The organism is Haloarchaeobius caseinilyticus (assembly GCF_051207395.1).
Classification (GTDB): Archaea; Halobacteriota; Halobacteria; order Halobacteriales; family Natrialbaceae; genus Haloarchaeobius.
On record NZ_JBPJZC010000001.1, the window covers coordinates 790,225 to 814,739 of the forward strand.

General features: G+C 64.8%; 21 protein-coding genes. 16 read left to right on the forward strand and 5 right to left on the reverse strand.

What is annotated here, in order from left to right:
- Positions 1–5 precede the first annotated feature (5 nt).
- From ACSC1P_RS04210 to ACSC1P_RS04220, 3 genes are all read left to right on the forward strand, one after another.
- On the forward strand, positions 6–1,103 hold the full coding sequence (locus tag ACSC1P_RS04210) for a mandelate racemase/muconate lactonizing enzyme family protein (RefSeq protein ID WP_435358881.1): 1,098 nt from the start codon (positions 6–8) through the stop codon (positions 1,101–1,103).
- Positions 1,100–2,617 carry an aldehyde dehydrogenase family protein gene (locus tag ACSC1P_RS04215; protein ID WP_435358882.1) on the forward strand — a complete coding sequence of 506 codons (1,518 nt, stop codon included), beginning with the start codon at positions 1,100–1,102 and terminating at the stop codon, positions 2,615–2,617. Before ACSC1P_RS04210 ends, ACSC1P_RS04215 begins: the two co-directional genes overlap by 4 nt.
- A gap of 163 nt (positions 2,618–2,780) precedes the next feature.
- Positions 2,781–3,848, forward strand: coding sequence for a zinc-dependent alcohol dehydrogenase family protein (locus ACSC1P_RS04220; RefSeq protein WP_435360257.1), 1,068 nt, complete (start codon positions 2,781–2,783; stop codon positions 3,846–3,848).
- A gap of 8 nt (positions 3,849–3,856) precedes the next feature.
- Here the strand turns inward: ACSC1P_RS04220 and ACSC1P_RS04225 are convergent, their stop codons facing one another.
- On the reverse strand, positions 3,857–4,696 hold the full coding sequence (locus tag ACSC1P_RS04225; RefSeq protein ID WP_435358883.1) for a hypothetical protein: 840 nt from the start codon (positions 4,694–4,696) through the stop codon (positions 3,857–3,859).
- 84 nt (positions 4,697–4,780) lie between these two features.
- On the opposite strand from ACSC1P_RS04225, the gene ACSC1P_RS04230 reads away from it, so the two are divergent.
- The 3 genes from ACSC1P_RS04230 to ACSC1P_RS04240 all read left to right on the forward strand — a co-directional run bounded on the left by ACSC1P_RS04230 (position 4,781) and on the right by ACSC1P_RS04240 (position 6,711).
- Complete coding sequence (locus ACSC1P_RS04230; protein WP_435358884.1) at positions 4,781–5,212, forward strand: SCP2 sterol-binding domain-containing protein; 432 nt, start codon at positions 4,781–4,783, stop codon at positions 5,210–5,212.
- Positions 5,213–5,251: 39 nt separating this feature from the next.
- A complete protein-coding gene (locus ACSC1P_RS04235; RefSeq protein ID WP_435358885.1) occupies positions 5,252–5,932 on the forward strand; it encodes a helix-turn-helix domain-containing protein in 681 nt (226 codons plus the stop codon).
- A 74-nt stretch (positions 5,933–6,006) separates the two neighbouring features.
- Positions 6,007–6,711 carry an SDR family oxidoreductase gene (locus tag ACSC1P_RS04240; protein ID WP_435358886.1) on the forward strand — a complete coding sequence of 235 codons (705 nt, stop codon included), beginning with the start codon at positions 6,007–6,009 and terminating at the stop codon, positions 6,709–6,711.
- On the opposite strand, the gene ACSC1P_RS04245 is transcribed toward ACSC1P_RS04240, so the two are convergent.
- Positions 6,696–8,504 carry a histidine kinase N-terminal 7TM domain-containing protein gene (locus ACSC1P_RS04245; RefSeq protein WP_435358887.1) on the reverse strand — a complete coding sequence of 603 codons (1,809 nt, stop codon included), beginning with the start codon at positions 8,502–8,504 and terminating at the stop codon, positions 6,696–6,698. The genes ACSC1P_RS04240 and ACSC1P_RS04245 overlap by 16 nt on opposite strands.
- A 136-nt stretch (positions 8,505–8,640) precedes the next feature.
- Between ACSC1P_RS04245 and ACSC1P_RS04250 the strand changes: the two genes are divergently transcribed.
- The 8 genes from ACSC1P_RS04250 (at position 8,641) to ACSC1P_RS04285 (ending at position 18,343) form a co-directional block, all read left to right on the forward strand.
- A complete protein-coding gene (locus ACSC1P_RS04250) occupies positions 8,641–9,933 on the forward strand; it encodes a M48 family metallopeptidase (protein WP_435358888.1) in 1,293 nt (430 codons plus the stop codon).
- A gap of 111 nt (positions 9,934–10,044) precedes the next feature.
- A complete protein-coding gene (locus ACSC1P_RS04255) occupies positions 10,045–10,677 on the forward strand; it encodes a TetR/AcrR family transcriptional regulator (protein ID WP_435358889.1) in 633 nt (210 codons plus the stop codon).
- Positions 10,677–12,122 (forward strand): MATE family efflux transporter, encoded by a 1,446-nt coding sequence (locus ACSC1P_RS04260; protein WP_435358890.1) that lies wholly within the window; start codon positions 10,677–10,679, stop codon positions 12,120–12,122. Before ACSC1P_RS04255 ends, ACSC1P_RS04260 begins: the two co-directional genes overlap by 1 nt.
- Positions 12,123–12,270: 148 nt before the next feature.
- Entirely contained in the window at positions 12,271–13,644 is a 1,374-nt protein-coding gene (locus ACSC1P_RS04265; protein WP_435358891.1) for a sodium-dependent transporter, read from the forward strand.
- Between the two features lie 187 nt (positions 13,645–13,831).
- Positions 13,832–15,232 carry a sodium-dependent transporter gene (locus ACSC1P_RS04270; protein ID WP_435358892.1) on the forward strand — a complete coding sequence of 467 codons (1,401 nt, stop codon included), beginning with the start codon at positions 13,832–13,834 and terminating at the stop codon, positions 15,230–15,232.
- Between the two features lie 123 nt (positions 15,233–15,355).
- Positions 15,356–16,900: an acyl-CoA carboxylase subunit beta gene (locus ACSC1P_RS04275; RefSeq protein ID WP_435360258.1), complete on the forward strand. Its 1,545-nt coding sequence runs from the start codon at positions 15,356–15,358 to the stop codon at positions 16,898–16,900.
- Position 16,901: 1 nt separating this feature from the next.
- Positions 16,902–17,159 carry a DUF8022 family protein gene (locus tag ACSC1P_RS04280; RefSeq protein ID WP_435358893.1) on the forward strand — a complete coding sequence of 86 codons (258 nt, stop codon included), beginning with the start codon at positions 16,902–16,904 and terminating at the stop codon, positions 17,157–17,159.
- A gap of 86 nt (positions 17,160–17,245) precedes the next feature.
- Positions 17,246–18,343, forward strand: a complete 1,098-nt coding sequence (locus ACSC1P_RS04285) for an AF_0692 family protein (RefSeq protein ID WP_435358894.1) — start codon at positions 17,246–17,248, stop codon at positions 18,341–18,343.
- Here ACSC1P_RS04285 and ACSC1P_RS04290 read toward each other — a convergent pair whose 3' ends face one another.
- The 3 genes from ACSC1P_RS04290 to ACSC1P_RS04300 form a co-directional block, all read right to left on the reverse strand.
- A complete protein-coding gene (locus tag ACSC1P_RS04290) occupies positions 18,344–19,462 on the reverse strand; it encodes a sugar-transfer associated ATP-grasp domain-containing protein (protein ID WP_435358895.1) in 1,119 nt (372 codons plus the stop codon).
- A 122-nt stretch (positions 19,463–19,584) separates the two neighbouring features.
- Positions 19,585–20,193 carry a methyltransferase family protein gene (locus tag ACSC1P_RS04295; protein WP_435358896.1) on the reverse strand — a complete coding sequence of 203 codons (609 nt, stop codon included), beginning with the start codon at positions 20,191–20,193 and terminating at the stop codon, positions 19,585–19,587.
- Positions 20,194–20,451: 258 nt separating this feature from the next.
- Positions 20,452–21,819, reverse strand: coding sequence for a cytochrome P450 (locus ACSC1P_RS04300; RefSeq protein WP_435358897.1), 1,368 nt, complete (start codon positions 21,817–21,819; stop codon positions 20,452–20,454).
- 118 nt (positions 21,820–21,937) lie between these two features.
- On the opposite strand from ACSC1P_RS04300, the gene ACSC1P_RS04305 reads away from it, so the two are divergent.
- A complete protein-coding gene (locus ACSC1P_RS04305; protein ID WP_435358898.1) occupies positions 21,938–22,603 on the forward strand; it encodes a helix-turn-helix domain-containing protein in 666 nt (221 codons plus the stop codon).
- 88 nt (positions 22,604–22,691) lie between these two features.
- Positions 22,692–24,488 (forward strand): acetyl-CoA carboxylase biotin carboxylase subunit, encoded by a 1,797-nt coding sequence (locus ACSC1P_RS04310; RefSeq protein WP_435358899.1) that lies wholly within the window; start codon positions 22,692–22,694, stop codon positions 24,486–24,488.
- The last annotated feature ends 27 nt before the right edge of the window (positions 24,489–24,515 follow it).

The following is a 24,515-nucleotide window of genomic DNA, read 5'->3' on the forward strand; positions in this document are numbered from 1 at the left end:
GTCACATGCAGATAACCGGGGTCACGCAGCACCACCGCAGCCACCCGCTCGACGGGACGTTCGAGCCGACGTGGATTCCGGGGTATCCACAGGCGAGCCACGAGGTCGAACTGTTCGAACTGCGAACCGACGCGGACATCACCGGCCTGGCAGCCAGCCCGAGTTTCGCTGGCGGGCTGACCTACGAGACACCGCTGTCGCTGTTTCTCACGGGCGAGGACCCGCACGACATCGAAGGAATCCGGCGAAAGCTCGAGTCCATCGACCTCATCGGCCCCCGCCCGTGGCACCTCGAAATGGCGCTGTGGGACATCATCGGGAAAGACGCCGACAAACCCGTCTACGAACTCCTCGGCGGCACCGCCGACCCGATTCCGTGCTACGCGAGCACGGCCGAGGTCCAGCCCGCGAACGAGCGCATCGAGTACGTGCAAGAGCGCGTCGACGAGGGCTTCCAGGCGGTCAAACTCCGCGTCACGAAACCGGAGGACATCGAGATGGTCCGCGAAGTCCGCGACGCGTTCCCCGACCTCACGCTGATAGTCGACGCCAACAAGGGCTGGTCGGTGCGCATCATGCAGGAGGAGGAGCGTTGGTCGTACAAAGACGCGCTGCGGTTCGCCCGCGACCTGGAAGACGTGGGCGGTATCGAGTGGCTGGAGGAACCACTGCCGCGGCACGACTTCGAGGGGTACGCCCGCCTGCGGAACGCGACGAGTGTCCCCATCGCTGGCGGCGAGTTCAACAACGGACTCTACCAGTTCCACGAGTTCCTGTCGCGGGACGCGCTGGACATCGTGCAGGCCGACGCAGCGCTGGCGACAGGTATTAGCGGGTCGGTGGAGGTGGCCGCCCGAGCAGCCGACCACGGAGCCGAGTTCGTGCCGCACACGTGGACGAACGGACTGGGCTTCGCGGCGAACCTGCACGTGATGGCCGCCGTCGGGTCGCCGTGGTGTGAGTTCCCGGTCGAACCGCCGTGGACCGCCGAGGCGCGTGACTTCCTGCTCACGGAGACGCTCGACCACCAAGATGGGTACGTCACGCCGCCGGACGGCCCGGGTCTCGGGGTCGAGTTGGACCCCGAGGTGGTCCCGGAATGAGTCTCCCGGACGACGTGCTGGAGAAGCACCGGAGCATCGCCGCCGACGTGATTCCCGAGGACGAGTACGGCCACCTCGTCGGCGGCGAGTGGGTCGAGAGTAGTTCCGGTGAGACGCAGGCGACGACCGACGCGACGACGGGCGAGGCGCTGGCGCGGTTCCAGTCCGGCACGCCAGAAGACGTAGACCGGGCTGTCGAAGCGGCACAGGACGCCTACGACGGGTCGTGGGGCGAGAAGACGCCCCAGCAGCGTGCGCAGTTACTGCACGAGATCGCGGACGAACTCGAAGCGCAGAAGACCCGCATCGCCCGCCTCGACTCGCTCGAAGTCGGCAAGCCAAACAAGCACTCGCTGTTCGTCGACACGACCATCGTGGTCGACCAGTTCCGCCACTTCGCCAGCCTCGCGCGGACTGCGGACGAGGGCCGAGTCCCGCCGTCGGGCGACGACAAACTCATCCACACGCGACAGGAGCCCTACGGCGTCATCGGCTGCATCAGCGCGTGGAACTTCCCCGCGATGTTCGTCGCGTGGAAGCTCGGCCCGGCACTCGCTGCGGGCAACAGCGTAGTGTACAAGCCGTCGTCGCGGGCCGTGCTCTCGACGCTCGAAATCGCCAAAATCGTCGACCGAATCCTGCCACCGGGCGCGTTGAACGTCGTCACTGGTGCAGGTAGCGTCGTCGGCGACGCGATTACGGGCCACGAAGGAATCAGCAAGGTCAGCCTGACTGGTGGGACCGGTGCGGGACAGGCCGCGATGCGGAACGCGGCCGAACACATCCATCCCGTCTCGCTCGAACTCGGCGGGAAGAGCCCGAACATCGTCTTCTCCGACGCCGACCTCGACGAGGCTGTCGAGGGGACGCTCGTGAGCATCTTCTTCAATCAGGGCCAGCAGTGTACCGCCGGCTCGCGGTTGTTCCTGCACGAAGACGTTCGTGAGGCGTTCATGGAGCGGTTCGCGGCCCGCGTGGAGGAACTGACCGTCGGCGACCCGCTGTCGCCACTGACCGATATCGGTCCGATGGTCGACGCGGACCACCGCGACGACGTGCAGGCGTACGTCGACGGGGCGCGGGAGTCCGGCGCGACCGCCCTGCTCGAAAAGGCGGTTCCAGACGAACTCGCGGACGCGCCGTTCGTCACGCCGACCGTCTTCGGCGACGTGGCCGACGACGACACCATCTCCTGCGAGGAAGTGTTCGGCCCGGTGCTCTCGACCTTCGAGTTCAGCACCCAAGAGGAGGCGGTCGAGCGCGCGAACGACACCGAGTACGGCCTCGCCGCGGGTGTCTGGACGAGCGACCTGAACACCGCCCACGAGGTCTCGCGCGACCTCGAAGCCGGGATGGTCTGGGTCAACACCTACAACGATATGTTCGAGCCAGCGCCCTACGGCGGCTACAAGCAGTCCGGTATCGGCCGCGAACTCGCCGTCGAAGCCATGGCAGCCTACCAGCAGACGAAGACGGTGAAGATGAGCTTCGGCGACATCCCGAACCTGGGTTGAGGCTGGCTGCGGGCGGTCTTCGTCGCTGTCGGCGTCGTCATCGTCGACCAAATCCCACCGCTGTCTGTCTTTTTCGTCCGTTCCGAGCGACAGCCACAGCCAGAAACATAACTTTTAATCATTAGGTTTAAGCTGGCTGCCTCGAAACGAGTGGCCAATGTCCATGCGTGCAGTCGTCTTTCAGGGAACGAAGGAACCGCTGACCGTCGAGGAGGTAGCCCGACCGGACTGTGCCGACCACGGCATCGTCGTCGAAACGGAAGCCTGCGGCATCTGTCGGAGCGACTGGCACGCCTGGCAGGGCGACTGGAAGTGGATCGGCATGATGCCGACGCCGGGCCTCGTCTTCGGCCACGAACCCTGCGGCCGCGTCGTCGAAGTGGGTGAAAACGTCGAACGCTTCCGCGAGGGGGACCTGGTGACGAACCCGTTCAACCTCGGCTGTGGCACCTGCCACCACTGCCGCGGTGGAAAGGGGAACATCTGCGAACGCTCGGTCCCGATGGGCTTCCTGCCGATTCAGGGCGGCGCGTTCGCGGAGTACTACCCCGTCAGAAACGCGGACCACAACGTCGTCAAACTGCCCGACAACGTCGACCCGGTCGACGTGGCCGGTCTCGGCTGTCGCTTCGCCACGGCGTTCCACGGACTGGTCCACCGCGTCGACGTGACGCCGGGCGACTGGGTCGCGATTCACGGCTGTGGCGGCGTCGGCCTCTCGGCTATCCATATCGCCGACGCTCTGGGTGCGAACGTCATCGCCATCGACCTCGCCGACGAGAAACTGGAGCGCGCGAAAGTCCTCGGCGCGGACCGCGTCGTGAACGTCCAAGAGGTACAAGACGTACCGCAGGCGGTGAAGAAACACACCGAATCCTCACGTGGTGCGGACATCGCCGTCGACGCGCTCGGCATCGCCGAGACCTGCCGCAACGCGATGAACTCGCTCGGCAAGGGTGGCCAGCACCTCCAAATCGGGATGACGACGAGCGAGGAAGGCGGCGAAGTCTCGCTGCCGGTGGACACGATGGTCACCGACGAACGAGAGTTCTACGGCTCGTTCGGGATTCCGCCGAACGAGTACGACGAGATATTCCGCATGATGGAGACTGGGAAGTTGGAGCCGGGCCGCATCGTCTCAGAGCGCGTCTCGCTCGACGAAGTGCCCGGTATCGTGGAGAACCTCGGCGACTACGACACGGTCGGAATTCCGGTCTGCGACACGTTCTGAGCCACTTACTACTGTTTCGTCGCCGAAGGCCGATACGCGTCGAGAAAGTCCTGTAGTTCGTCGCCGACTCGTCGGCCCAGTTTCGAATCATCGAATTCGAGCGTCTCGGGATGCTTCGCGAACAACCGGTCGATTGCCCGTGCGACGGCCGACGAGAACCGGCCGCCGCTTTGCCCAATCCGCCAGTAACAGTCGACAGACCGGCCCTTGTCGCGGACCCGTACCCCGTCGAGTCTGGTGAGTTCCCAACACGCCAACCCGGTACCGTCGGACGTCGACCGACACAACATCTTCCCGGCGATTTCCCACTCGTAGCCGTCGGCGTCGGTCCACGCAACACTGGGCTCACACGGTCGGACGCAACCAGTCCGGTCGGCGAGCGCCGACGAGATGGCCTCGCGGACGCTCTCGTTTGCAGTTCCTGCGACGAAGAGCTGAATCGTGCTGTGGTGCGGAATCGCTTCGACTACCGGTTCGTCGTCGCGAGCGACTACGACGCGCTGGAGGTACCACGCACCAGCACCAGTGCTGGTCGTGCCGAGGAGTTCGAAGAGTGCACCCAGTCCGTCACTGTCCGCGTCGTTCAGGGACAGCCGGTAGCACTCGTCCGGGCGCTCGTCGTCGTCTCGGGCAGACGAGCGGACGACGTGTTCATCGAGTCGTTGCCACCAGTACCGCACTGCTGGGGCGGCTTCGACGTCCGTCGCAATCTCGCGCTGGTCGACCCAGAGGTACACGGTCGATGCGTCGACGACCGACGCCTCGACCACGGCAGCCAGTGTCTCCGCGTAGCCACGGAAGGCTACGTCGTGGGACGGCTGGCGGTCGGCTGAGAGGTGGAGGGACACGTCCCGAGGTAGACCTGAACCGAACATAAAGACACGACTCCAGCCGGGGGAAGGGGTAAGAGAACTGGCAGCAAACCCGAGACTATGGCTATCGCGATGCCCAGCGAGGCGGACCAATGGATCGACGCGTGGCAGGACAAACTCAACGAATCCGACGAGTACAGCGAGGTCGGGTCCGGCTGGGGCGTCGGCTTCAACGGCTCGTTCCTCTTCGTCATCCAGCCCGACGACGCCTACGACGGCGACCCGGTGAACCTCTTCGTCGACCTCGAAGACGGCGAGTGTACCGAGGCGAAGCAGGTCGCGAGCGAAGACGACGTGGACTGGGGCTTCGCGTTCCGCGGGGCTTACTCGGACTGGAAGGAACTCGTCCACGGTGAGACCGATGCCATCGAGGGCATGATGGGTGGCAAGTTCGACTTAGACGGTGACATGCAGAAGGTGCTCCAGTACAGCAACGCGGCGGTCGTGATGACCGAGAACGCCTCGGAAATCGACACCGAGTTCGAGTACTGACCCCCGAATTTTTACCAGAAGCCGACGCGAATACTGTCCATGAACGCTGTCGGACTGAAACTGCGCCCGGTCGACGGAGCCTTTCCGGGCGTAGACGAGGCGTTGGCCGCGATTCCCGGTGTCTCGCGAGAGGGGATACTGAATCTGGAGTGGCTGGCGGACGGGAGTTACGGCCTGCTCTATCGCGTGACCGGCGGCGACGAGGCCGACATCCGGGCGGTGCTTGCTGACCACCCCGAAGTCCGACAACACGACGTGGTCGGGGCGGAGGACGAGTCCCACGACGGGACCGGCGCCTCACACTACGTCTTCGTCAACGTGGCCGAGCGCGAACCCGTGAGTGCGCTCCTCGCCATCGTCGACGAACATCGCCTGCTGCTCGACCCACCGTTTCGCTTCACCGAGGACGGTATCAGCGTGACGGTGGCCGGCGACGCCGAGGCGCTGCAAGCGGCGTTCGGGGCTGCGACGGAGACGGACGTGCCCGTCGAAGTCGAGTGGACCGGCGGCTTCCATCCGGAAGAGCCGAGTGCCCTGGCTCGCCTGACCGACCGCCAGCGCGAAGCACTGGAGGCGGCGCACGCGCTCGGGTTCTACGAGAACCCACGGAAGGTGTCGTTCGAGGACATCGGTGCCGCACTCGACTGTGCGCCGTCGACGGCGAACGAACTGTTACGCCGGGCAGAGGCGGCCGTGATGTCAGCAGTGCTGGAGCGCTGAGGGCAACCGAGCCAGCGCCGCGACCTGTCTACTGACGCTACACCTTTTTCACCACGCCACACGTTGACACGCCTATGGCAGTTACGTTCGATTTCTCCGACGAGGTCGCCGTCGTCACCGGGGCGTCAGGGGCGCTCGGCAGCGCAGTGGTCGCAGCGTTCCGCGAGGCAGGCGCGACGGTCGCCGCCGTCGACATCGTCACGCCCGACGACGAGAACGCACAGCTAACGCTCGACTCGGAGACACACTTCTACGAGGCGGACCTCACCGACGAACTAGCGGTCGAACCACTCGCCGAGCGGGTCGTCGACGACCTCGGGCGAGTCGACACCCTCTGCAACGTCGCTGGGACGTGGCGTGGTGGGGCACCCATCGACGAGACGGACGTCGCCGAGTTCGACTTCCTCGTGAACGTGAACCTCAAGTCGGCGTTTCTCGTGTCGAAGCACTTCCTCTCGCACCTGCGCGAGCAGTCGGGAGCTATCGTCTCGGTCTCTGCGCGGTCGTCGCTGGAAGGCGGCGAGGGCGACGGCCCGTACCGCATCACGAAGGCAGGAATCAGACTGTTGACCGAGACGCTCGCCGAGGAGAATCTGGGCACGGTTCGCGCGAACTGCGTGATGCCGTCTGTGCTGGACACGCCGATGAACCGCGAGATGATGACGCCGAAAGACGAGTGGGTCGACCCGGCCGACGTGGCACAGGTGATGCTGTTCCTCTGTTCCGACGCGGCGTCGGTCACGAGTGGCGCGGCGGTGCCGGTCTACGGCGAGGCCTGACTGCCGGAGTCGGTGTCGTAGTCGTCCTTGCTGACAGCATCGACCGAGCGGGTCGGCAGCGTGATGCTGACCGTCGTCCCGTCCGCCCCCGTCTCGAAAGAGAGGTCGCCACCGAGCGAGCCGATAGCCCACGTAACGACCCACAGCCCGAGGCCACTCCCGTGTTCGAGCGGTGTCTCTTCCCCAGATTCGAGCGGTCTGAGTTCGTGTTCGGGGATGCCGGGGCCGTCGTCGTGGACCTCGAAGGTGGTCACGGTACCGCCGTCAGTGCCGATACTGGGCGTCGCCCGTTCGTCACCATCGGGGGTGCCAGCTCGGCTGTCGGCTACAGCCCGGTCGCTGGCGAGCCCCACGGTCACCTGTGGTGCAGGCCCGTCGTGGTGTTCGATGGCGTTCTCCAGTAGGTTCGAGAACGCGAGACTGAGAAGCGCGCCGTTCGTCTGAACGGTCGCCTCAGCCGGCACGTCGACCGTGATAGCTGCGTCGGCTGGCACGTCCAGCGAGTCGACGATGTCTGTGAGCAGGTCCGTGACCACGACCGGTTCCGTCTCGGTCGCGTCTTCGGCCATCGTCTGCTCGACCTGTCGGGCCTTCTCGCCGAGGTCGACGAGCCCTTCGGCTTCCGCGATTGCAGTCGTGAGCAACGTCTCGGTCGCTTCGTCGTCGACGCGGTCTGTGGCCACTTCGAGGGTGCCGAGGACGACGGTGAGGTCGTTTCGAAGGTTGTGTCTGAGGACGCGGTTGAGGACGGTGAGTCGCTGTTTGCGCCGGATTTCCTCCGTGAGGTCTTGCAAGAGGACGGTGTAGCCGACGTGGGTGTCGACCACGTCGTAGAGCGGTTTGGCGGTGAGTTTGTACGTCGCGGTCCGGCCACGCTCGGTCGTCGTGATGGTCCGCTCGAAGCCGTCAGAGTCTAAGTCGCCGAAGTCCACGAACTCGGCCAGCGGTCGCGTGAGCGCGGTCCGCTTGTCCACGCCGAACAGGACCTGCGCCCTGGCGTTGAGCGTCACGATGCGACCCTTCTCGTCCACGACGACGACCGGGCTCCCGAGGTCGTCGATGGCCGCACGTTCGCCCGTCCGGCGCGTCGCCGGGTTGAACTCGAACATATCGCTCCGGAACAGGGCGTACATGTCCAGCGCCGCGTGTGGGAGGAACATCAGCGGGACGAGGTTCAACTGCGGGTACGGACCGAGGTGGAGCGTCCAGACGGCGAAGGCGGCTGCCGGCGGAATCGGCGTCAACGCGACGGCGATGGCCTGCTTTCGGTACAGTGGGCCGTAGCTGACGACGGTGTCGAACAAGAGCGACATGCCCAGCAGCGAGACGAGGACGATGCCGACGAACTGGAACCGAATGAGCGGTTCGTGGATGTACGACACCGTCGCGGCGTTGAGCACCGGGTCGATTCGGAAGTCACTCCAGACGAGGTGGTGGAGCGGGTTGGTTACGGCGAGGATGCTGATCGCCGCCGCGACCAACCCGAGCAGTTTGAACCAGACCGTCTGCACGAGATGGCCGCGGCCGGTGTACGTCGCGGCGAACGCGAAGTAGCCGACGAGAATCACGCTCCCAGTCACGAAGAACAGTGACTCGAGCGCGAGGCGGAGCAATCGGTCGTAGACGAGCAGCGCGACACCCTGCGACAGACAGAGTGCGACCTGCGCGCCGATGACCAGCCGAAACCAGCGGACCCCGGGCTGTTCACGATACTTCGATAGTTGCTGGAAGAAGTACAGGTTCGCCACGGCAGCGACGAGCGACCCGACGGCTGGCCATGGCACCCCCTCCATACTACATGCGTGTAGTGACTGCGATACCTTCGTCGTTGTGGTTATCGGGACAGTCACCGTGGATAGAACTGGACCCCTGAGACATCATGCACCCGAACGCTGTCGTTTTTCCGTTAGAGCGCGTACAGGACGGCAGATGCTCGAACTACACGTTCTCTTCGTGGTATTGCTGGTGGGGACGGAGGCGTTCTTCTCGGCGCTCTCCGTGGTGAATCTGCGCTACGGCGCGAAGACGGTTCGCGCCGAAGCCGACTGGATGCGCGAGACGCTCGACGTGGACGACGTCGAGACCGTCCTCGAGTACCAGCGCGCGAGAACCGGTCTCTCGCTCGTCCAGACGTGGGTCGCACTCGGCTTTCTGCTGGTCGCGCTCTACTCGGGCTTGCTGACCGACGTGGCCGTCGCACTCACCGAGTCGGGACTGCCTGTGCTGGCACAGGGCGTCGGCTTCGTCGTCCTGCTCCTGCTCGGCGCACGCGTCGTGGGCGTCCCGTTCGACCTGTACTCGACGTTCGTGGTCGAAGAGCAGTTCGGGTTCAACAACCAGACGCCGCGGCTCTGGCTGCGTGACTTCGCCATCGGCCTCGTCGTGAACACGCTCCTCGTCGCCGTGCTCGCCGGAGCGGTGTTCTGGTTCGTCGACCAGCTACCGACGTACTGGCCAGCCGCGGCGTGGGGCCTGCTCGTGGCGTTCTCGCTGGCGATGCTCGTGCTGAAACCGCGCGTCATCGACCCGCTGTTCAACGAGTTCACGCCGGTCGAAGAGTCCGACCTGCGTGACGCAGTCGACGACGTGTTCGAGCGCGCTGGCTTCGACTGTGACCAGGTGTACGAGATGGACGCGAGCAAGCGCTCGGGCCACTCGAACGCCTACTTCGTCGGCTTCGGTCGGACCAAGCGCGTCGTCCTCTACGACACGTTGGTCGAACAGATGACCGTCCCCGAGGTGCAGAGCGTGCTGGCACACGAACTGGCCCACTGGAAGCGCGGGCACATCTGGAAGTTCGTCGCGCTGGGCGCGCTCCAGTTCGCCGTCGTCTTCGGCGTGCTCGGCTACCTCGTCTCCCAGCCGTGGCTGTTCACGATGTTCGGGTTCCCGCAGGAGGCGACGTACGCGGCGCTGTTCGTCGCGCTGCTGTTCGTCTCACCCGTGATGCAGCTCTCGTCGCCACTGTCGAACTACTTCTCGCTCGCCTACGAGCGCGAGGCCGACGCCTTCGCGGTCGAGGTCATGGGCGCGAAGCCGATGGCTGGTGCACTGGCCAGCCTCGCGGGCGAGAACCTCTCGAACCCGTTCCCGCATCCCCTGTACGAGACGTTCCACTACGACCACCCGCCGATTCCGGAGCGAATCAAGTACGTCACCGAAATGGGGGAGGCGAGTGAGGGTGAATCGGGACCGGCAGAAGACGTGCCGACGGCCGACTGAGTACGTTACTCGCTCAGTTTCTCCCACGAGAGCGCAACCCACGGGACGTGTCACCGACCGATTTTTGCGGCAAACAGTGTGTCCCGGAGACGGGTTCAAGTAGCTGGCTGAATGAACGTTCAGTCAACGATGGGAGGCACCCAGTTGTTCGCGGACGCCCCCGAGGACACGAGAGCGGCCATCATGCGGGCCACCTACGCCGCGCTCACCGAACACGGGTACGCGAACCTCACGATACAACGAATCGCCGACGAGTTCGAGAAATCGAAGTCGTTGCTGTACCACCACTACGACGGGAAAGACGAGTTGCTCGTCGACTTCCTCGCCTACATGCTGGAGCACTTCGAGGCAGAGACCTCCTGTGAGGCCTGCCCCAGTCCGAGGGCGCGACTCGACGACCTGCTCGACCGCGTCGTCCCCGAAGAACTCACCGACGAAAAACGGGCGTTCACCAGCGCGATGGTCGAGTTACGCGCACAGGCGTCGCACGACGGGGCCTACCGCGAGCAGTTCACGAAACACGACACAGTCCTGCGCGACCGGTTCGCGGGCATCGTCAGCGACGGGGCCGAGGCAGGCGAGTTCCAAGATGTGGATCCGGAGACCACGGCCGACTTCTTGCTCGCCGTCGTCAACGGCATCCGCCACCAGCGCGTCACCCGGACGGACGACGGCGGCGTGCCGACGACGCGCGCAGAGCTCGATAGCTACCTCGAACTACGTCTCTACAGAGGTGCGGCCTGATGGGACTCTCGGACATCTTTCAGGGACAGGAAGACCTCGACCTGACGGAGGGCGGTATCACGAAGCCACTTGTCTATCTGGCGCTGCCCATCGTCATCACGAACCTGCTCCAGACCGCCTACAACCTCGCTGATACATTCTGGCTGGCGCAGGTGAGCGAAGAAGCACTGGCAGCCATCACGTTCGGGTTCCCGATGGTGTTCTTGCTCATCTCGCTCGGGATGGGTCTGTCCGTGGCGGGCAGTGTCCTCGTCGCCCAGCACACCGGTGCCGGCGAAGAGCACGAAGCCGAATACGCCGCCTCACAGACGGTGATGTTCGCGTTCGTCGCGTCGACGATTCTCGGCCTCAGCGGGTTCCTCGTCGTCGAAGACGTACTCTCACTGCTCGGTGCAGAGGGACAGGTCCTCCTCAAAGCGACGGAGTACATGGAGGTCATCGCGCTCGGGATGCCGTTCCTCTTCGGCTTCTTCGTGTTCATCTCCCTGATGCGCGGCTACGGTGACACCGTGACGCCGATGCAGGTCATGTTCGGCACTGTCGTCCTCAACGTCGTCATCGACCCGGTGTTCATCTTCGCGTGGGGGCCGATTCCCGAAGCGTTCAGTGGCGTTCGCGGCGCGGCCATCGCGACCATCATCTCGCGGTTCGTCGCCACGGCGGTCGGCCTCAGCATCATGTTCGCGGGCACCCGCGGGGTCCAGATTCGGCTCTCGCAGATGCGTCCCGACTTCACGTTCTTCAAGAAGATGGTCGGTATCGGGCTGCCAGCGTCCATCGAGGGCACCGGCCGGTCAGTCTCGGTGAACCTCATGCTCATCGTCGTCGCCATCTTCTCCGATGGGTTCGTCGCCGCCTTCGGTGTCGGCATCCGCATCTTCAGCGTCATCTTCCTGCCCGCTATCGCGGTTGGGCAGGGCGTCGAGACGATGGTCGGCCAGAACATCGGCGCGGGGAAACCCGACCGGGCACAGCGGACCGCCGACACCGCTGCCGTCGGCATGTTCGGTGCACTGTCGGTGCTCGCCGTCGTCGTCTTCGCCTTCACCGAACCCATCGTGACGCCGCTCTCGCCGAACGCAGAGGTGACAGACATCGCCGTAACGTTCCTCCGGTTCGTCGCCCCGACGTTCGGGTTCATCGGCGTGATGCGCGCCTACAGCGGCGCGTTCCGTGGCTCCGGGAAGACCATGGTGTCGGCCGCCATCTCCATCACGATGCTCGGCATCATCCGCCTGCCCATCGCGTACGTCCTCTCGCGAAGCATGGACCCGTTCGCCTCGTGGCTCCCGTTCGCGACCGGACAGGCCGGCATCTGGACCTCGTTCGTCGTCTCGAACATTGCCGGGGCACTCATCGCCTTCGCGTGGTTCCGCCGCGGGTCGTGGCGCGACGCCGACGTGCGGATGGGGGCCGGCGCAGAGGCCGCCCCGACCGACGATTAGACGGGTTCTGAGAAAATTAGACAGTTGGATAATTTGGCCTCCTTTTTTCTTCGATAGCCGTCCAAACGCGGATTGTATCGATTACTCATGAACGGGAGTCCAGTAACAGGGAGTTTTTCAACCACTGTCGCCGAGCGAGGAGTAGCATATGAGTGAACGAGAGACGTGGAGTACACGCGTCGGATTCATCCTCGCCGCCGTCGGGAGCGCGGTCGGACTCGGGAACATCTGGCAGTTCCCGTTCCAGACCGCCGCCAACGGTGGCGCGGCGTTCGTCGTCGTGTACCTGGCTGCCGTGTTGTGTATCGGATTTCCGGCGATGCTCGCCGAGTTCGTCGTCGGGCGAAAGACTGGCAAGAACCCCATCGACGCGTTCCGCGAACTGGGCGGGAATCGTCCCTCCATCGTGGGCGCGATAGGGGTGTTCACCGCGTTCTGGATACTGTCGTTCTACAGTGTCGTCGGTGGCTGGGTCATCCGGTACATCGTCGGCAGCGCACAGGGCGCGTACTTCGGCAACCCAGAAACGTACTTTGGGACCGTCTCGTCCGGTCCGACGGCACTCCTCTTACACGCCGTCTTCATGGCGCTGGTCGTCGGCGTCGTCGCGTTGGGCGTCGAAGACGGCATCGAGTTCGGGACGAAGCTGATGGTTCCGAGCATCGTCGTCATCCTGCTCGGTCTCGGCGCGTGGGCTGCCACGCTCGACGGTGCGAGCGCGGGCTACTCGTACTACCTCTCGCCCGACTTCGAGACGCTCTCGGCGAACCTCGGGAGCGTCCTGCCCGCCGCCGTCGGGCAGGCGTTCTTCACCCTCTCGCTCGGGATGGGTGCGATGATAACCTACGCGTCCTACCTCAGTGACGACGACTCCCTGCCGGTCGACGGTGGCCTCATCGTCGGGCTGAACACGCTCGTCGGCCTGCTCGCAGGTCTCGTCGTCATCCCCATCCTCGCGACACAGGTGCCGGTCGAAGAAATCAGCAAGGAAGGCGGTGCTGGCGTCGTGTTCATCTCGATGGCGAAGGCGTTCACCGAACTCCCCGCCGGTCGCATCCTCGGCGTCGTGTTCTTCGCCGTGCTCCTGCTCGCCGCGCTGTCGTCGGCCATCTCGCTGCTCGAAGTGGTCGTCTCGTTCGTCACACAGAACACCGGCTGGGACCGCAAGCCGGCGGCCACAGCGTTCGGTCTCGCGGTGTTCCTCCTCGGCATCCCGACTGCGTTCAGCGCGAGTCTGACGTTCAACGGGACCGGTGCACTGACGTGGTACAACGACCTCGCGTACAACTTCCTGTTGCCCATCTCCGTCCTCGGCGTGCTCGTCTTCGTCGGCTGGTTCCGCTCCGGCGTCGCCTCGCGAGAACTCGTGAAAGGCACGAAGTCGGGGATGAGCACGGCGACGGCGTGGGTCTGGGCGGTCCGGACCTTCGTCATCGTCGCCGTCGTCCTGACGCTGGTCCTCGGCATCCAGTCGCTGCTCGTCTCGGCAGGGATACTGGTCGAGCCCATCGTCGCGGTCTGACAGCCGAGACCCTTTCCCGTGGTGAACGACACCACGAAACACAGTTACGAATCGTAGCCACCAACAAAAATTCACCGTGAATTCCGAGCGAGAACAGCAACTAGAACGACTGTAAGACGTGGTATTGCGAAGCTGACGGTTCGTCGGTTCGAAATCACTATACGACGCGATAGGACACTGACTCACAATGGCACGAGAATCGTGGACATCACGACTGGGATTCATTCTCGCGGCGGTCGGTTCCGCCGTGGGCCTCGGGAACATCTGGCGCTTCCCGTGGATGACCGCAGAGAACGGCGGGAGCGCCTTCCTCCTCCTCTACCTCGCTATCGTCATCGGGGTCGGGGTACCGGGCCTGCTCGCCGAGTTCGTCATCGGCCGCCGGTCGGGCAAGAGCCCAGTCGGCGCGTTGCGCTCGCTCTCTGACTCGAAACACTGGGGCAAGGTCGGTCTGCTGACTGTCTTGGCAGGCCTCGTCTTGCTCTCGTTCTACAGCGTCGTCGGCGGCTGGATTCTTCGCTACACGTTCGCCAGCGCGACGGGCGCATACTTCGGGTCGCCCGGCGCGTACTTCGAGGGAATCAGCTACGGGATGGAGGCTGCAGGCTTCCACCTCCTCTTCCTCGCCATCACGGCGGGTATCGTCGCGGGCGGCATCCGTGGCGGCATCGAGCGCGCGACCACCATCATGATGCCCGTCGTCGTCGTGATGCTCGTCGCCCTCGCTGTCTGGGCGAGCACCCTCTCCGGTGCGAGTCGAGCGTACGAGTTCTACCTCACCTTCAACTGGGAGTTCGTGCAGAAGAACGCACTCGACATCCTGCTCTCGGCCGCGGGACAGGCGCTGTTCACCCTCTCGGTCGGTGCGGGGACGATGATCACCTACGCCTCCTACATCGGCGAAGACCGCTCGCTCCCGGCCGACGGGAGCATCATCGCGCTGTTCAACACCGGCATCGGCCTGCTGGCCGGATTCGTCGTCCTCCCACTGCTGTTCTCGACGCCCGGCGTCGACCCCGAGACGAGTGGCCCGGGCGCGCTGTTCGTCGGTGTCGCGACTGCCTTCTCCGAACTGCCCGCGGGTCGCTTCCTCGCGGTCGGCTTCTTCGCCGTCGTCGCGCTGGCCGCGCTCTCGTCGTCCATCTCGATGCTGGAGATTCCCGTGGCGTACCTCGTCGACGAGCACGGTGTCGAGCGAAAGACCGCGACGGCCGGCCTCGCCTCGCTCGTCCTCGTGACGGGGACCGCCAGCGCGTTCTCGCCTGAACTCTTCACGCTCCTCTCCGGTACCGTCGTCGACGTCCTGCTGACGACTGGGCTGTTCGCGTTCGTCGTCTACGCCGCGTGGGTCCTCGGCCCGCGCGCGGTCGAGGAGTTCCAGCGCGGGACTTCGTTCTCGCGCGGGTTCGCGGATATGTGGCGACTACTCATCGGGGCAGTGTTGCCGCCGTTCTTGCTGTTCACCCTGTTCACCGGACTCGCGAACTACTTCGGTGTAGACATCGGGACGACCGCGCTCGCCGGTGCTGCCATCGTCATCAGTCTCGTCGTCGTCGCGGGCGTCGACCGCGCGAGCAGCACGACCTGACCCGCCACGACCACCCCGGAGTGGTCAAGGTAGCGAGTGTCGAGGACCGGCCCACCTTACGGAAACCTTTTTGCGCCGGTGTGAGACGTTTCGACCAATGATTGCAGGGTGGTCACCATGACGATGGAAGACCGCATCGAGGAACTCGAAGAACTCCGCGCCGAGGCCCTCAAAGGCGGTGGCGAAGACAGGATTGAGTCCCAACACGAGAAAGGGAAGATGACCGCCCGCGAGCGCATCGACTACTTCCTCGACGACGGGACCTTCCACGAGTTCGACCAACTCCGGACCCACAATTCCCACAACTTCGGGATGGAGGAGAAGAAGATCCTGGGCGACGGCGTCGTCACCGGCTACGGGGACGTCGACGGCCGGAAGGTGTTCGTGTTCGCGCACGACTTCACCGTCTTCGGCGGCTCGCTGGGCGAAGTGTTCGCGGAGAAGATTTGCAAAGTGATGGACATGGCGATGGAGGTCGGTGCCCCCGTCATCGGCCTGAACGACTCCGCCGGCGCGCGGATTCAGGAAGGCGTGAAGTCCCTCGCCGGCTTCACCGAAATCTTCCACCGGAACCAGATGGCCTCCGGGGTCATCCCGCAGATATCGGGTATCCTGGGGCCGTGTGCGGGTGGTGCGGTCTACTCCCCGTCCATCACGGACTTCATCTTCATGGTGAAGGACACGAGCTACATGTACATCACCGGCCCCGGCGTCACCAAGACGGTCACCGGTGAGGACGTGACACACGACGAACTGGGCGGCGCGATGACCCACGCCAGCAAGACCGGCGTCGCGCAGTTCGCCTGTGAGGACGACGAGGACGCGCTGGACAAGATTCAGACCCTCCTCTCGTACCTCCCGAGCAACAACGTCGAGGACCCGCCGCGCGTCGAACCGTGGGACGACCCGAGCCGCGAGGACGACGCCCTCGAAGAGATCGTCCCCGACAGCCCGCAGAAGCCCTACGACATGACGAACGTCGTCGACAGCGTGGTCGACGAGGGCTCGTTCTTCGAAGTGCAGGACGAGTTCGCGAAGAACATCGTCGTCGGCTTCGGCCGTCTCGACGGGCATTCGGTCGGTATCGTCGGCAACCAGCCCCGCGCCAACGCCGGGACGCTGACGGTCGACGCGTCGATGAAGGGGTCGCGTTTCGTGCGCTTCTGTGACTCGTTCAACATCCCCATCGTGACGTTCGTCGACGTGCCCGGCTACATGCCTGGGACCGACCAGGAACACCGCGGCATCATCCGGCACGGCGCGAAACTGCTGTACGCCTACTCCGAGGCGACGGTCCCGCTGCTCACCGTCATCACGCGCAAGGCCTACGGTGGCGCGTACTGTGTTATGGCGTCGAAGAACCTCGGTGCCGACGTGAACTACGCATGGCCGACCGCGGAAATCGCCGTGATGGGCCCGCAGGGCGCAGTCAACCTCCTCTACCGCAACGAACTCTCGGAGGCGGACGACCCCGACGCGCTCCGCGACGAACTCATCGAGGAGTACAGAGAGGAGTTCGCGAACCCCTACACCGCGACGGACAAGGGCTTCCTCGACGACGTCATCGAGCCGACCGAGACGCGGTCGCGCCTCATCGACGACCTCCACATGCTGAAGTCCAAGCGCGAGGACCAGCCGGACAAGAAACACGGCAACATCCCGCTCTGACATGAGTCAGGAACTCATCGACCGTCTCGACATCCCGGCCGATGCCGACGCGGAAGAAGCCGCGGCCATCGCGGCCGTCATCGGCGCACACCTGCGCGACCAGGAGCGAAAAGCGCAGGAGGAGTCCGAGGAGACGTGGCAGGGTAAGAAGTGGTCGTTCGCGGGCCGCCTGCGCGGCACGCGCGGCCACAGCGGTCGCGTGCCCGACGGCGCGCCGACGAACGCGTGGGCGGCGTCGGGTCGCTCGGACCGGTTCTAACCGGAGACCGACAGGCGGTCGGTCGTCGGCTTCCGCGGTACTTTCTGGTACGAACGTTCTTCTAACCGGACGACGATTCTTTCCTGATGGCTTCGCTGGGAAGGACGAGTGCAAACCCAACACCGAGCCGTCGCCAGCGACTCGCGTTCTGGCTCCTGCTCGGCATGTTCTCCACTGCGTTCGCCGAGGTCCCTTCTGGGTCGTACCCGTTCGTCCTCGTGCTGCCGTGGGGAATCGCCGTGACGCTCCCGCTGTACGGCCTGCACACACTGGTTCTTGCAGGGATAGTCTACCACGTGGGGAGCAAGCAGCCCCGCTTTCGCACGCTACTGCTCGCTGGCGCACTGTTCGGACTCTACGAAGCCTACACCACGAAGGTGCTCTGGTCGCCGTACTGGGACGCCCAGCCGTTCGTCGTCGGTGGCGTGTACGTCTGGGAGACCGTGGTGCTACTGTTCTGTTGGCACTCGCTCGTCTCGTTCGTCCTCCCGCTCGTCGTCGTTGAGCGACTGGCGACGCGGAGTCGGACGGTACTGGACTGTCTGCCCGCGGTGGTTCGAAATTTCCCGCGACGGGCCGCGTTCGCCGTCGCCGTCTTCCTCGCGCTCGTGCAGGGCGCGACGATGGCTGGTCAGCCGGGAACGGTTCTGGCCGCCGATGCGATTCACCTGTTGGTGCTCGGTGGCGCGGTCCTCCTCTGGCGACGACGTGTCGGGACCGAGTACCGGCTTGCAGAACTGCTCCCCGACCTGCGCGAGTCGCTACTGCTCTGTGCCCCGCTCGCGCTGGTCTACCTGTTCCTGACGCTGGCGATGCGATTCGACCAGTTGCCCGGAATCGACGCGCAGGCGACCGTCTGGGTGCTGTACCTCGTACTGGGTGGCCTGTTCGTGCTCGACCTCCGGCGCGGGACGACAGAAAAGCGCGGACAGGGCGTGCTGACGTGGGGACTCACGCTGACGAAGCCGGACGGTGGACACGACCGCGGACGGAGAGCGGTCTCACTCCGCGACGCCGTTCCGGTCGCGATAGTGTTCCTCGTGTGCGCGCTCGTCGGCTCGCTGGTCCTCGGGCCGGTCGGCGCGCTCGTGTTCGTCTCGATGTTTCTGGTCGGCCTCGTCGCCGCCGTGTGGGTCGTCGGAACCGGTCTGCGAGACGCGGTCCGTGGGCTGGCCGCGCGGTGACTACAGCACGTCGACCAGCACGTCGTGTGACTCGTAGAACCGCCGTGCCCGGTCGTCTGCGAGCATCGGCCGGTGAATCTGCATCGCCTTCAGCCCGGGGTAGCTGTTGCCCTCGATGATGGTGAAGCCGCCTTCGTCGTCGGTCGGGAGGATGTCCCAACCGACGTAGGGAACGTGCTGGCAGTGGCCGGCGATTTCGAGCATTCGGTCGCGAATCTCGTCCCAGTGCGGAATCTGCTCGCCCGCAATCTGCGTTCCGGTGTCGGGGTGCTCGTCGTGCCACCGGGGCTTGCCGGCCTCCGGAAGCTGCGTGGCCTGGGACAGTTCGCCGGTCTCGGGGTCGATTTCGGCGTTCAGCCCGCCCTGCGAGAAGTTGTCCATCGGGTACGACCGGTCAGAGCCCATGCGCTGGATGACGATGGGGATGAACGGGCCGTCCTCGTCGCACATGGTTATCATGCGGATGGTGTTCGGCGTGTCGGGGTAGAGGTCGTCCTGGAACGACGCCTGCTCGGCGAACTCCGTGACGATGTACTCGTCGAGGCCGCCGACACGTCGCTCGAAAGCGGCTCGTGACTCCGACTCGCCGTTGACGACCACGTCGCCGTCGTCGCCGAGCGAACAGAGGAAGACGTTGTTCCCGCCACCACCACGAATCCACTTGAGGACGAGTTTCTCCTCCTGTTCCAGCAAGTCGAAGACGTGTTCTCCGGCGTCGGCCGACTCGCCGTCGGCCGCGAGTTCGACCTCACCACCGGTCTCGTGGAGCGCGGCGGCCGGCAGGAAGCGACCGTCACGGAGCAGCCCGTGGACCGTCGGCCGGTGCTCGATGAACGGCGAGAGCATCCAGTGGAAGATGAGTTTGTGGTCCATCACGTGCGACCACGTGTCGTTGATGGACTTGCTGCGAACGAATCGTTCGTAGTCGGAGACGTAGTCGTCGACGGAGTGGCGGTTCAGGTCGTAGAGGTAGTCCGACCGGGTGAGAAAGCCGTGTCGCCAGAGCCACAGCCGTCGACTGAGGTCTCGTTCGTACTCCTCGGCTGTGTCCCGCTCTGTCTCGATGAGGGACCAGTGGTTCCGAACCGTGTTGTAGACGGTCCGGGGATTCAGCTCCATAGGGACCGTACCGGTAGCAGACAGAAAAAGCGAGTCCCAAGTTGGTCTATCGCCGACCTGTCTCGGCCTATCAGCGAGGCTGGACATGGACCCGGACCGTGCCTGGGTCTAGCGTGACGACATCAGGTCGCCTGACCGTCGTCGTCCAACCCAGTCAGGGCCCGAAGCGACCGAAGTCCGACGAATCGCGGCACTCGCGCCGCGTATCGGTCGTACGCCTCGCCGTACTCCTCGCGGAGCCACGGCTCCTCCGCGAAGGGGAGGACCAGCCACCACGCGAAGTAGCACGCACACAGCACTGTGGCGAACACCGAGTTGGCGAACAGGGCGAAGCCGACCGTGGCGACGGCGTAGCAGACGTACTGCGGGTTGCGCGAGAAGCGGTACCAGCCGCCGGTTCGGAGGTCGCCCGTGAGCCCCTTCGTCTCGTCCATCCCGAGGTCGAAGCCGGCGGCGACCGCGGCCGCGTAGAACGGGACGAAGACACCGAGGCCGACGTACAGCGTCGCTGGTCGCGGGAGTCCAAGCGTGTTCCAATCGAGGTACGTGACCACGGGAAGTGCGACGGTGAACGTCTGCGAGAGTGTCCAGTGCAGGTAGAATCGCCAGTCGCGCTCGCCCGGCGGCCAGTATCGGTGGTCGGTGAACATCGTCACGAGGACGCCGACGCCGTTGACCACGATGGCGACGAGACCGACGGTGAAGCAGAGCCAAAGTAGTTGCCCTTCCATGGTTGCAGAGACGCCAGAAAACGCGGTGAAGGTGCTGTCTGTGCTACTAGGTCGTTCAAGTAGTCGTGCAGATTCGTTCGAGGGAACGGGCCGGTGACGTCGCAGCCGTGTCCGGAACGATGGGGACCGTGACGAACGAGCAGTCCGGAGACGAGCATCAGCGGGAGCGACGGATGTCGCACGTACGAATTTAGAGCCACCCCGGATGACCGTTCACCCGAGATATCCTTGCCGTTCAAGACGGGGGGCGTGTTTCACTCAGCGCCGTGCGACCCGGAGCGACACTTCGTCGTTCGGCTGGTAGGTCGCGAGCAGCTGCGGCTCCGGAGGTTCCTCGGCCGCGTACTCGAACCGGACGCGCTGACAGAGCGTGACGAGCACGAGTTTCAGTTCGAGCATCGCGAAGCGCATCCCGATGCAGTGGCGCGGGCCGCCGCCGAACGGGAAGTAGGCGTACTCCGGCAGGGAGGCCTCGAACTCGTCGGTCCAGCGCGACGGGTCGAACGTCTCGGGTTCGTCGAACCAGCGCTCGTCGTAGTGGATGCGGAACTGTGGGAGCGTGAACTTCGTCCCGGCTGGGAGCGTGTAGCGGCCGATTTCCACGTCCTCGCTCGCTTCACGGAAGAGGACGTACGCCGGCGGATACAGCCGGAGCGACTCAGTGACGACTTTGTCCAGATACGGCATCCGGGGGAGGTCGGTCACGCCCGGGCGGTCGTCACCGACGACTTCGTCGATTTCCGCGCGAAGTCGCTCGGCCACGCCGGGGTGGGTCGCGAGGAGGTAGTTCGTGTACGTGAGCGCGAGCGAAGTCGTCTCGTGGCCGGCAAACAGGAACGTGACCATCGTGTCGCGGAGTTCGGTGTCGGCCATCCCGTCGCCGTCGTCGCCAGTCCGCATGAGCATCGCCAGCAGGTCGTCGTGCTCGCCCGGGTTGTGTTTCCGCGCGGCGACGAGGTCGTCGATAACGGTCTCGAACTCACGCATCGCCCGCTCGAACCGACGCGTGCTCGGCGTCGGCACCCACTTCGGCAGGAGGAGCGTCGAGAGCGTCGGGTCCGCCAGTTCGTTGACCGCGTCGGCAGCTTCCGTGACGGTCTCGGCGCGGTCGCTTTCGTCGAGGTCGAGGTCGAACAGCGACTTGGCGAGGATTCGCAGCGTGAGGTCTGAGAACGCCTCGGTCGCGGGGACGACCTCCCCCTCGGCCCAGCCGTCCACCATGTCTTCGCTGAAGGCGGTCATCGACTCGGCGTACGACCGAATCCGGTCGAGTTGGAACGCTGGCTGGACCTGTGTCCGCTGGCGCTTCCACTGCTCGCCCTCGGTGAACAGGATACCGTCGGGGGCGAACGCGGGCCCGAACTCACCGAGGTTCCACTTCGAGAACTTCTCGGAGTCGGTCACGAGGGCCTGTTCGACGTGCTCGGGGTGGAGTAGGGTACAGAACTGCATGCCGCCGAGGCGGTACGCGACCACGTCGCCGAACTCGGCGAGTCGGTCGTAGAACGCGTCGGGGTTCCCGACGAACTGGTGAGCGTTTCCCAGCAGGGGAACGCCGGAGGGCCCGGGCGGGAACTCGCCTGCGATACGGTCGTCGGGCTCCGAAATCGGAGTCGTGGAAGGCATCTCGTTTGAACGGAGGCCGGAAGCCACGAAGCCAGTTCTGTCGGATGGGCTAGCTCCCTTTTATACCCGCATCGGTGCTTCCACAACCACTTTGGTCTCTCGTCTGGCAGGTCCTCCGATGCGATATCTCGACGTGCGACTGCGACAACCAGCCGAGATGCTCCATCCGATGCAGACGTTCATCAGGGAGGAAGACGCCGTCGAGTACGAGGAATTACGCGCGTGGAACGTCGTCCCCGGGCGAGGCGTCGAGTACGAACTGTTCTACGTCGTGGCCGATTTGGCGGCGTACCGAACGGCCATCGACACCGTCGACTCCATTCGCTGGTACGACATCACCGAGGTCGACGACGACTCGTTCTACGTCTACGTCTGTCAGGAGACGCGCGACGCAGACGCCGCGTGGCGCGAGGCGTTCACCGCGCTGAACCTCATCGTGGTCCCGCCAGTGCGTTACGACGCCGAGGCCGCCATGCGGATGACGGTCGTCGGTGCCGCGAGCGACTTACAGGCGATGCTCGACGGTCTCCCCGAGACCATCGAGGTCGAGGTGAAAGAAATCGGTGAGTTCGACTCGCGCTTTCAGCGCCTCGCGGGCGCGATGACCGACCGTCAGCGCGAGGCCGTGGAAGTCGCGGTCGACCTCGGCTACTACGACGTCCCGAGGGCCGCCTCGCTCGAAGCGGTCGCGCACGAACTCGACTGCGCGCCGAGTACGGCGTCGAATCACCTTCGGAAGGCCGAATCGAGGGTTCTCCGACGTGTCGTCGACGGAGAGACGTAAACCGAGCATGGGACAGAAGTTGACGAGCTCTGGCAAGTATTGTGAACCGACAAAGTAAGGTGCCCTTCGTGAGACGATTCGCGTAAGAATGTTCAGGAAGGTTCTCGTCGCGAACCGCGGTGAAATCGCCGTCCGCGTCATGCGAGCGTGTGAGGAGTTGAACATCTCGACTGTCGCTGTCTACAGTGAAGCCGACAAGAACGGTGGACACGTGCGCTACGCGGACGAAGCGTACAACATCGGTCCGGCGCGCGCGGCCGACTCGTACCTCGACCACGAGGCGGTCATCGAGGCCGCGCACAAGGCCGACGCCGACGCCATCCACCCCGGCTACGGCTTCCTCGCGGAGAACGCCGAGTTCGCCGCCAAAGTCGAAGCAGAGGAAGGCATCACGTGGGTCGGCCCGACGTCGCACTCGATGGAGCAACTCGGTGAGAAGACGAAGGCCCGGAAGGTCATGCAGTCCGCGGACGTGCCCATCGTCCCCGGGACGACCGACCCCGCCGAGTCCGCAGAAGAGGTCAAAGAGTTCGGCGCCGAATACGGCTACCCGGTGGCCATCAAGGCCGAGGGTGGCGGTGGCGGCCGCGGGATGAAGGTCGTCCACAGCGAGGACGAAGCCGAAGACCAGTTCCAGTCGGCAAAGCGCGAGGGCGAAGCCTACTTCGACAACGACTCGGTCTACCTCGAACGCTACCTCGAAGCCCCGCGCCACATCGAGGTCCAGATCATCGCCGACCAGCAGGGTAACGTGCGTCACCTCGGCGAGCGTGACTGCTCGCTCCAGCGCCGCCACCAGAAGGTCATCGAAGAGGGGCCGTCGCCGGCACTCTCCGACGACCTGCGCGAACAGATCGGTGAAGCCGCCCGCCGCGGTGTCAAGGAGTCCGACTACGTCAACGCGGGTACAGTCGAGTTCCTCGTCGAGGACGGCGAGTTCTTCTTCCTCGAAGTGAACACACGGATTCAGGTCGAACACACCGTCACGGAGGAACTCACGGGCATCGACATCGTGAAGTGGCAGCTCAAGGTCGCCGACGGCGCGGAACTCACCTTCTCGCAGGATGAGGTCGAGCTCGAAGGCCACGCGATGGAGTTCCGCATCAACGCGGAGAACGCGGCCAACGACTTCTCGCCCGCGACGGGTGGGAAGCTGACGACGTACGACCCGCCGGGCGGCATCGGCGTCCGCATGGACGACTCGCTGCGTCAGGGCGACAAACTCGTCACCGACTACGACTCGATGATCGCGAAGCTCATCGTCTGGGGCCAGGACCGCGACGAGTGTATCGAGCGCTCGCTGCGCGCCCTGCGCGAGTACGACATCGAGGGCGTGACGACCATCGTGCCGTTCCACCGCCTGATGCTCACCGACGAGCGCTTCGTCAACGGGACGCACACGACGAACTACCTCGACAACGAGGTCGACCCCGAGCGAATCGCAGAAGCGCAGGAGCAGTGGGGAACCGAGTCGTCGAGCGGCGACGACGACGAGGACGTGGTCGAACGCGAGTTCACCGTCGAAGTCAACGGCAAGCGTTTCGACGTGAACTTAGAAGAGCGCGGCGCGATGCCGGTCGGCGGCACGAAGAAAGCGTCGGGTCCGCAGAACGCCGGTGGGTCGAGCGACTCCGGCGGCGACAGTGGCTCCGCAGACGTCGACGTCGGCGACGGCGAAGTCGTCGAAGCCGAGATGCAGGGGACCATCCTCTCGGTCGAAGTCGGCGAGGGCGACGAAGTCTCCTCGGGTGACGTGCTCTGCGTCCTCGAAGCGATGAAGATGGAGAACGACATCGTCGCCTCGCGCGGCGGTACCGTCTCCCAAATCGCCATCAGCGAGGGCCAGAGCGTCGACATGGGCGACGTGCTGGTCGTGCTGGAGTAAGTAATTCTCGACGGCTTCGACTTTCGG

Coding starts and splice junctions, on each gene's coding strand:
- ACSC1P_RS04210 (WP_435358881.1), top strand. CDS start 6: ATGCAGATAACCGGGGTCACGCAGCACCACCGCAGCCACCCGCTCGAC.
- ACSC1P_RS04215 (WP_435358882.1), top strand. CDS start 1,100: ATGAGTCTCCCGGACGACGTGCTGGAGAAGCACCGGAGCATCGCCGCC.
- ACSC1P_RS04220 (WP_435360257.1), top strand. CDS start 2,781: ATGCGTGCAGTCGTCTTTCAGGGAACGAAGGAACCGCTGACCGTCGAG.
- ACSC1P_RS04230 (WP_435358884.1), top strand. CDS start 4,781: ATGGCTATCGCGATGCCCAGCGAGGCGGACCAATGGATCGACGCGTGG.
- ACSC1P_RS04235 (WP_435358885.1), top strand. CDS start 5,252: ATGAACGCTGTCGGACTGAAACTGCGCCCGGTCGACGGAGCCTTTCCG.
- ACSC1P_RS04240 (WP_435358886.1), top strand. CDS start 6,007: ATGGCAGTTACGTTCGATTTCTCCGACGAGGTCGCCGTCGTCACCGGG.
- ACSC1P_RS04245 (WP_435358887.1), bottom strand. CDS start 8,504: ATGGAGGGGGTGCCATGGCCAGCCGTCGGGTCGCTCGTCGCTGCCGTG.
- ACSC1P_RS04250 (WP_435358888.1), top strand. CDS start 8,641: ATGCTCGAACTACACGTTCTCTTCGTGGTATTGCTGGTGGGGACGGAG.
- ACSC1P_RS04255 (WP_435358889.1), top strand. CDS start 10,045: ATGAACGTTCAGTCAACGATGGGAGGCACCCAGTTGTTCGCGGACGCC.
- ACSC1P_RS04260 (WP_435358890.1), top strand. CDS start 10,677: ATGGGACTCTCGGACATCTTTCAGGGACAGGAAGACCTCGACCTGACG.
- ACSC1P_RS04265 (WP_435358891.1), top strand. CDS start 12,271: ATGAGTGAACGAGAGACGTGGAGTACACGCGTCGGATTCATCCTCGCC.
- ACSC1P_RS04270 (WP_435358892.1), top strand. CDS start 13,832: ATGGCACGAGAATCGTGGACATCACGACTGGGATTCATTCTCGCGGCG.
- ACSC1P_RS04275 (WP_435360258.1), top strand. CDS start 15,356: ATGGAAGACCGCATCGAGGAACTCGAAGAACTCCGCGCCGAGGCCCTC.
- ACSC1P_RS04280 (WP_435358893.1), top strand. CDS start 16,902: ATGAGTCAGGAACTCATCGACCGTCTCGACATCCCGGCCGATGCCGAC.
- ACSC1P_RS04285 (WP_435358894.1), top strand. CDS start 17,246: ATGGCTTCGCTGGGAAGGACGAGTGCAAACCCAACACCGAGCCGTCGC.
- ACSC1P_RS04290 (WP_435358895.1), bottom strand. CDS start 19,462: ATGGAGCTGAATCCCCGGACCGTCTACAACACGGTTCGGAACCACTGG.
- ACSC1P_RS04295 (WP_435358896.1), bottom strand. CDS start 20,193: ATGGAAGGGCAACTACTTTGGCTCTGCTTCACCGTCGGTCTCGTCGCC.
- ACSC1P_RS04300 (WP_435358897.1), bottom strand. CDS start 21,819: ATGCCTTCCACGACTCCGATTTCGGAGCCCGACGACCGTATCGCAGGC.
- ACSC1P_RS04305 (WP_435358898.1), top strand. CDS start 21,938: ATGCGATATCTCGACGTGCGACTGCGACAACCAGCCGAGATGCTCCAT.
- ACSC1P_RS04310 (WP_435358899.1), top strand. CDS start 22,692: ATGTTCAGGAAGGTTCTCGTCGCGAACCGCGGTGAAATCGCCGTCCGC.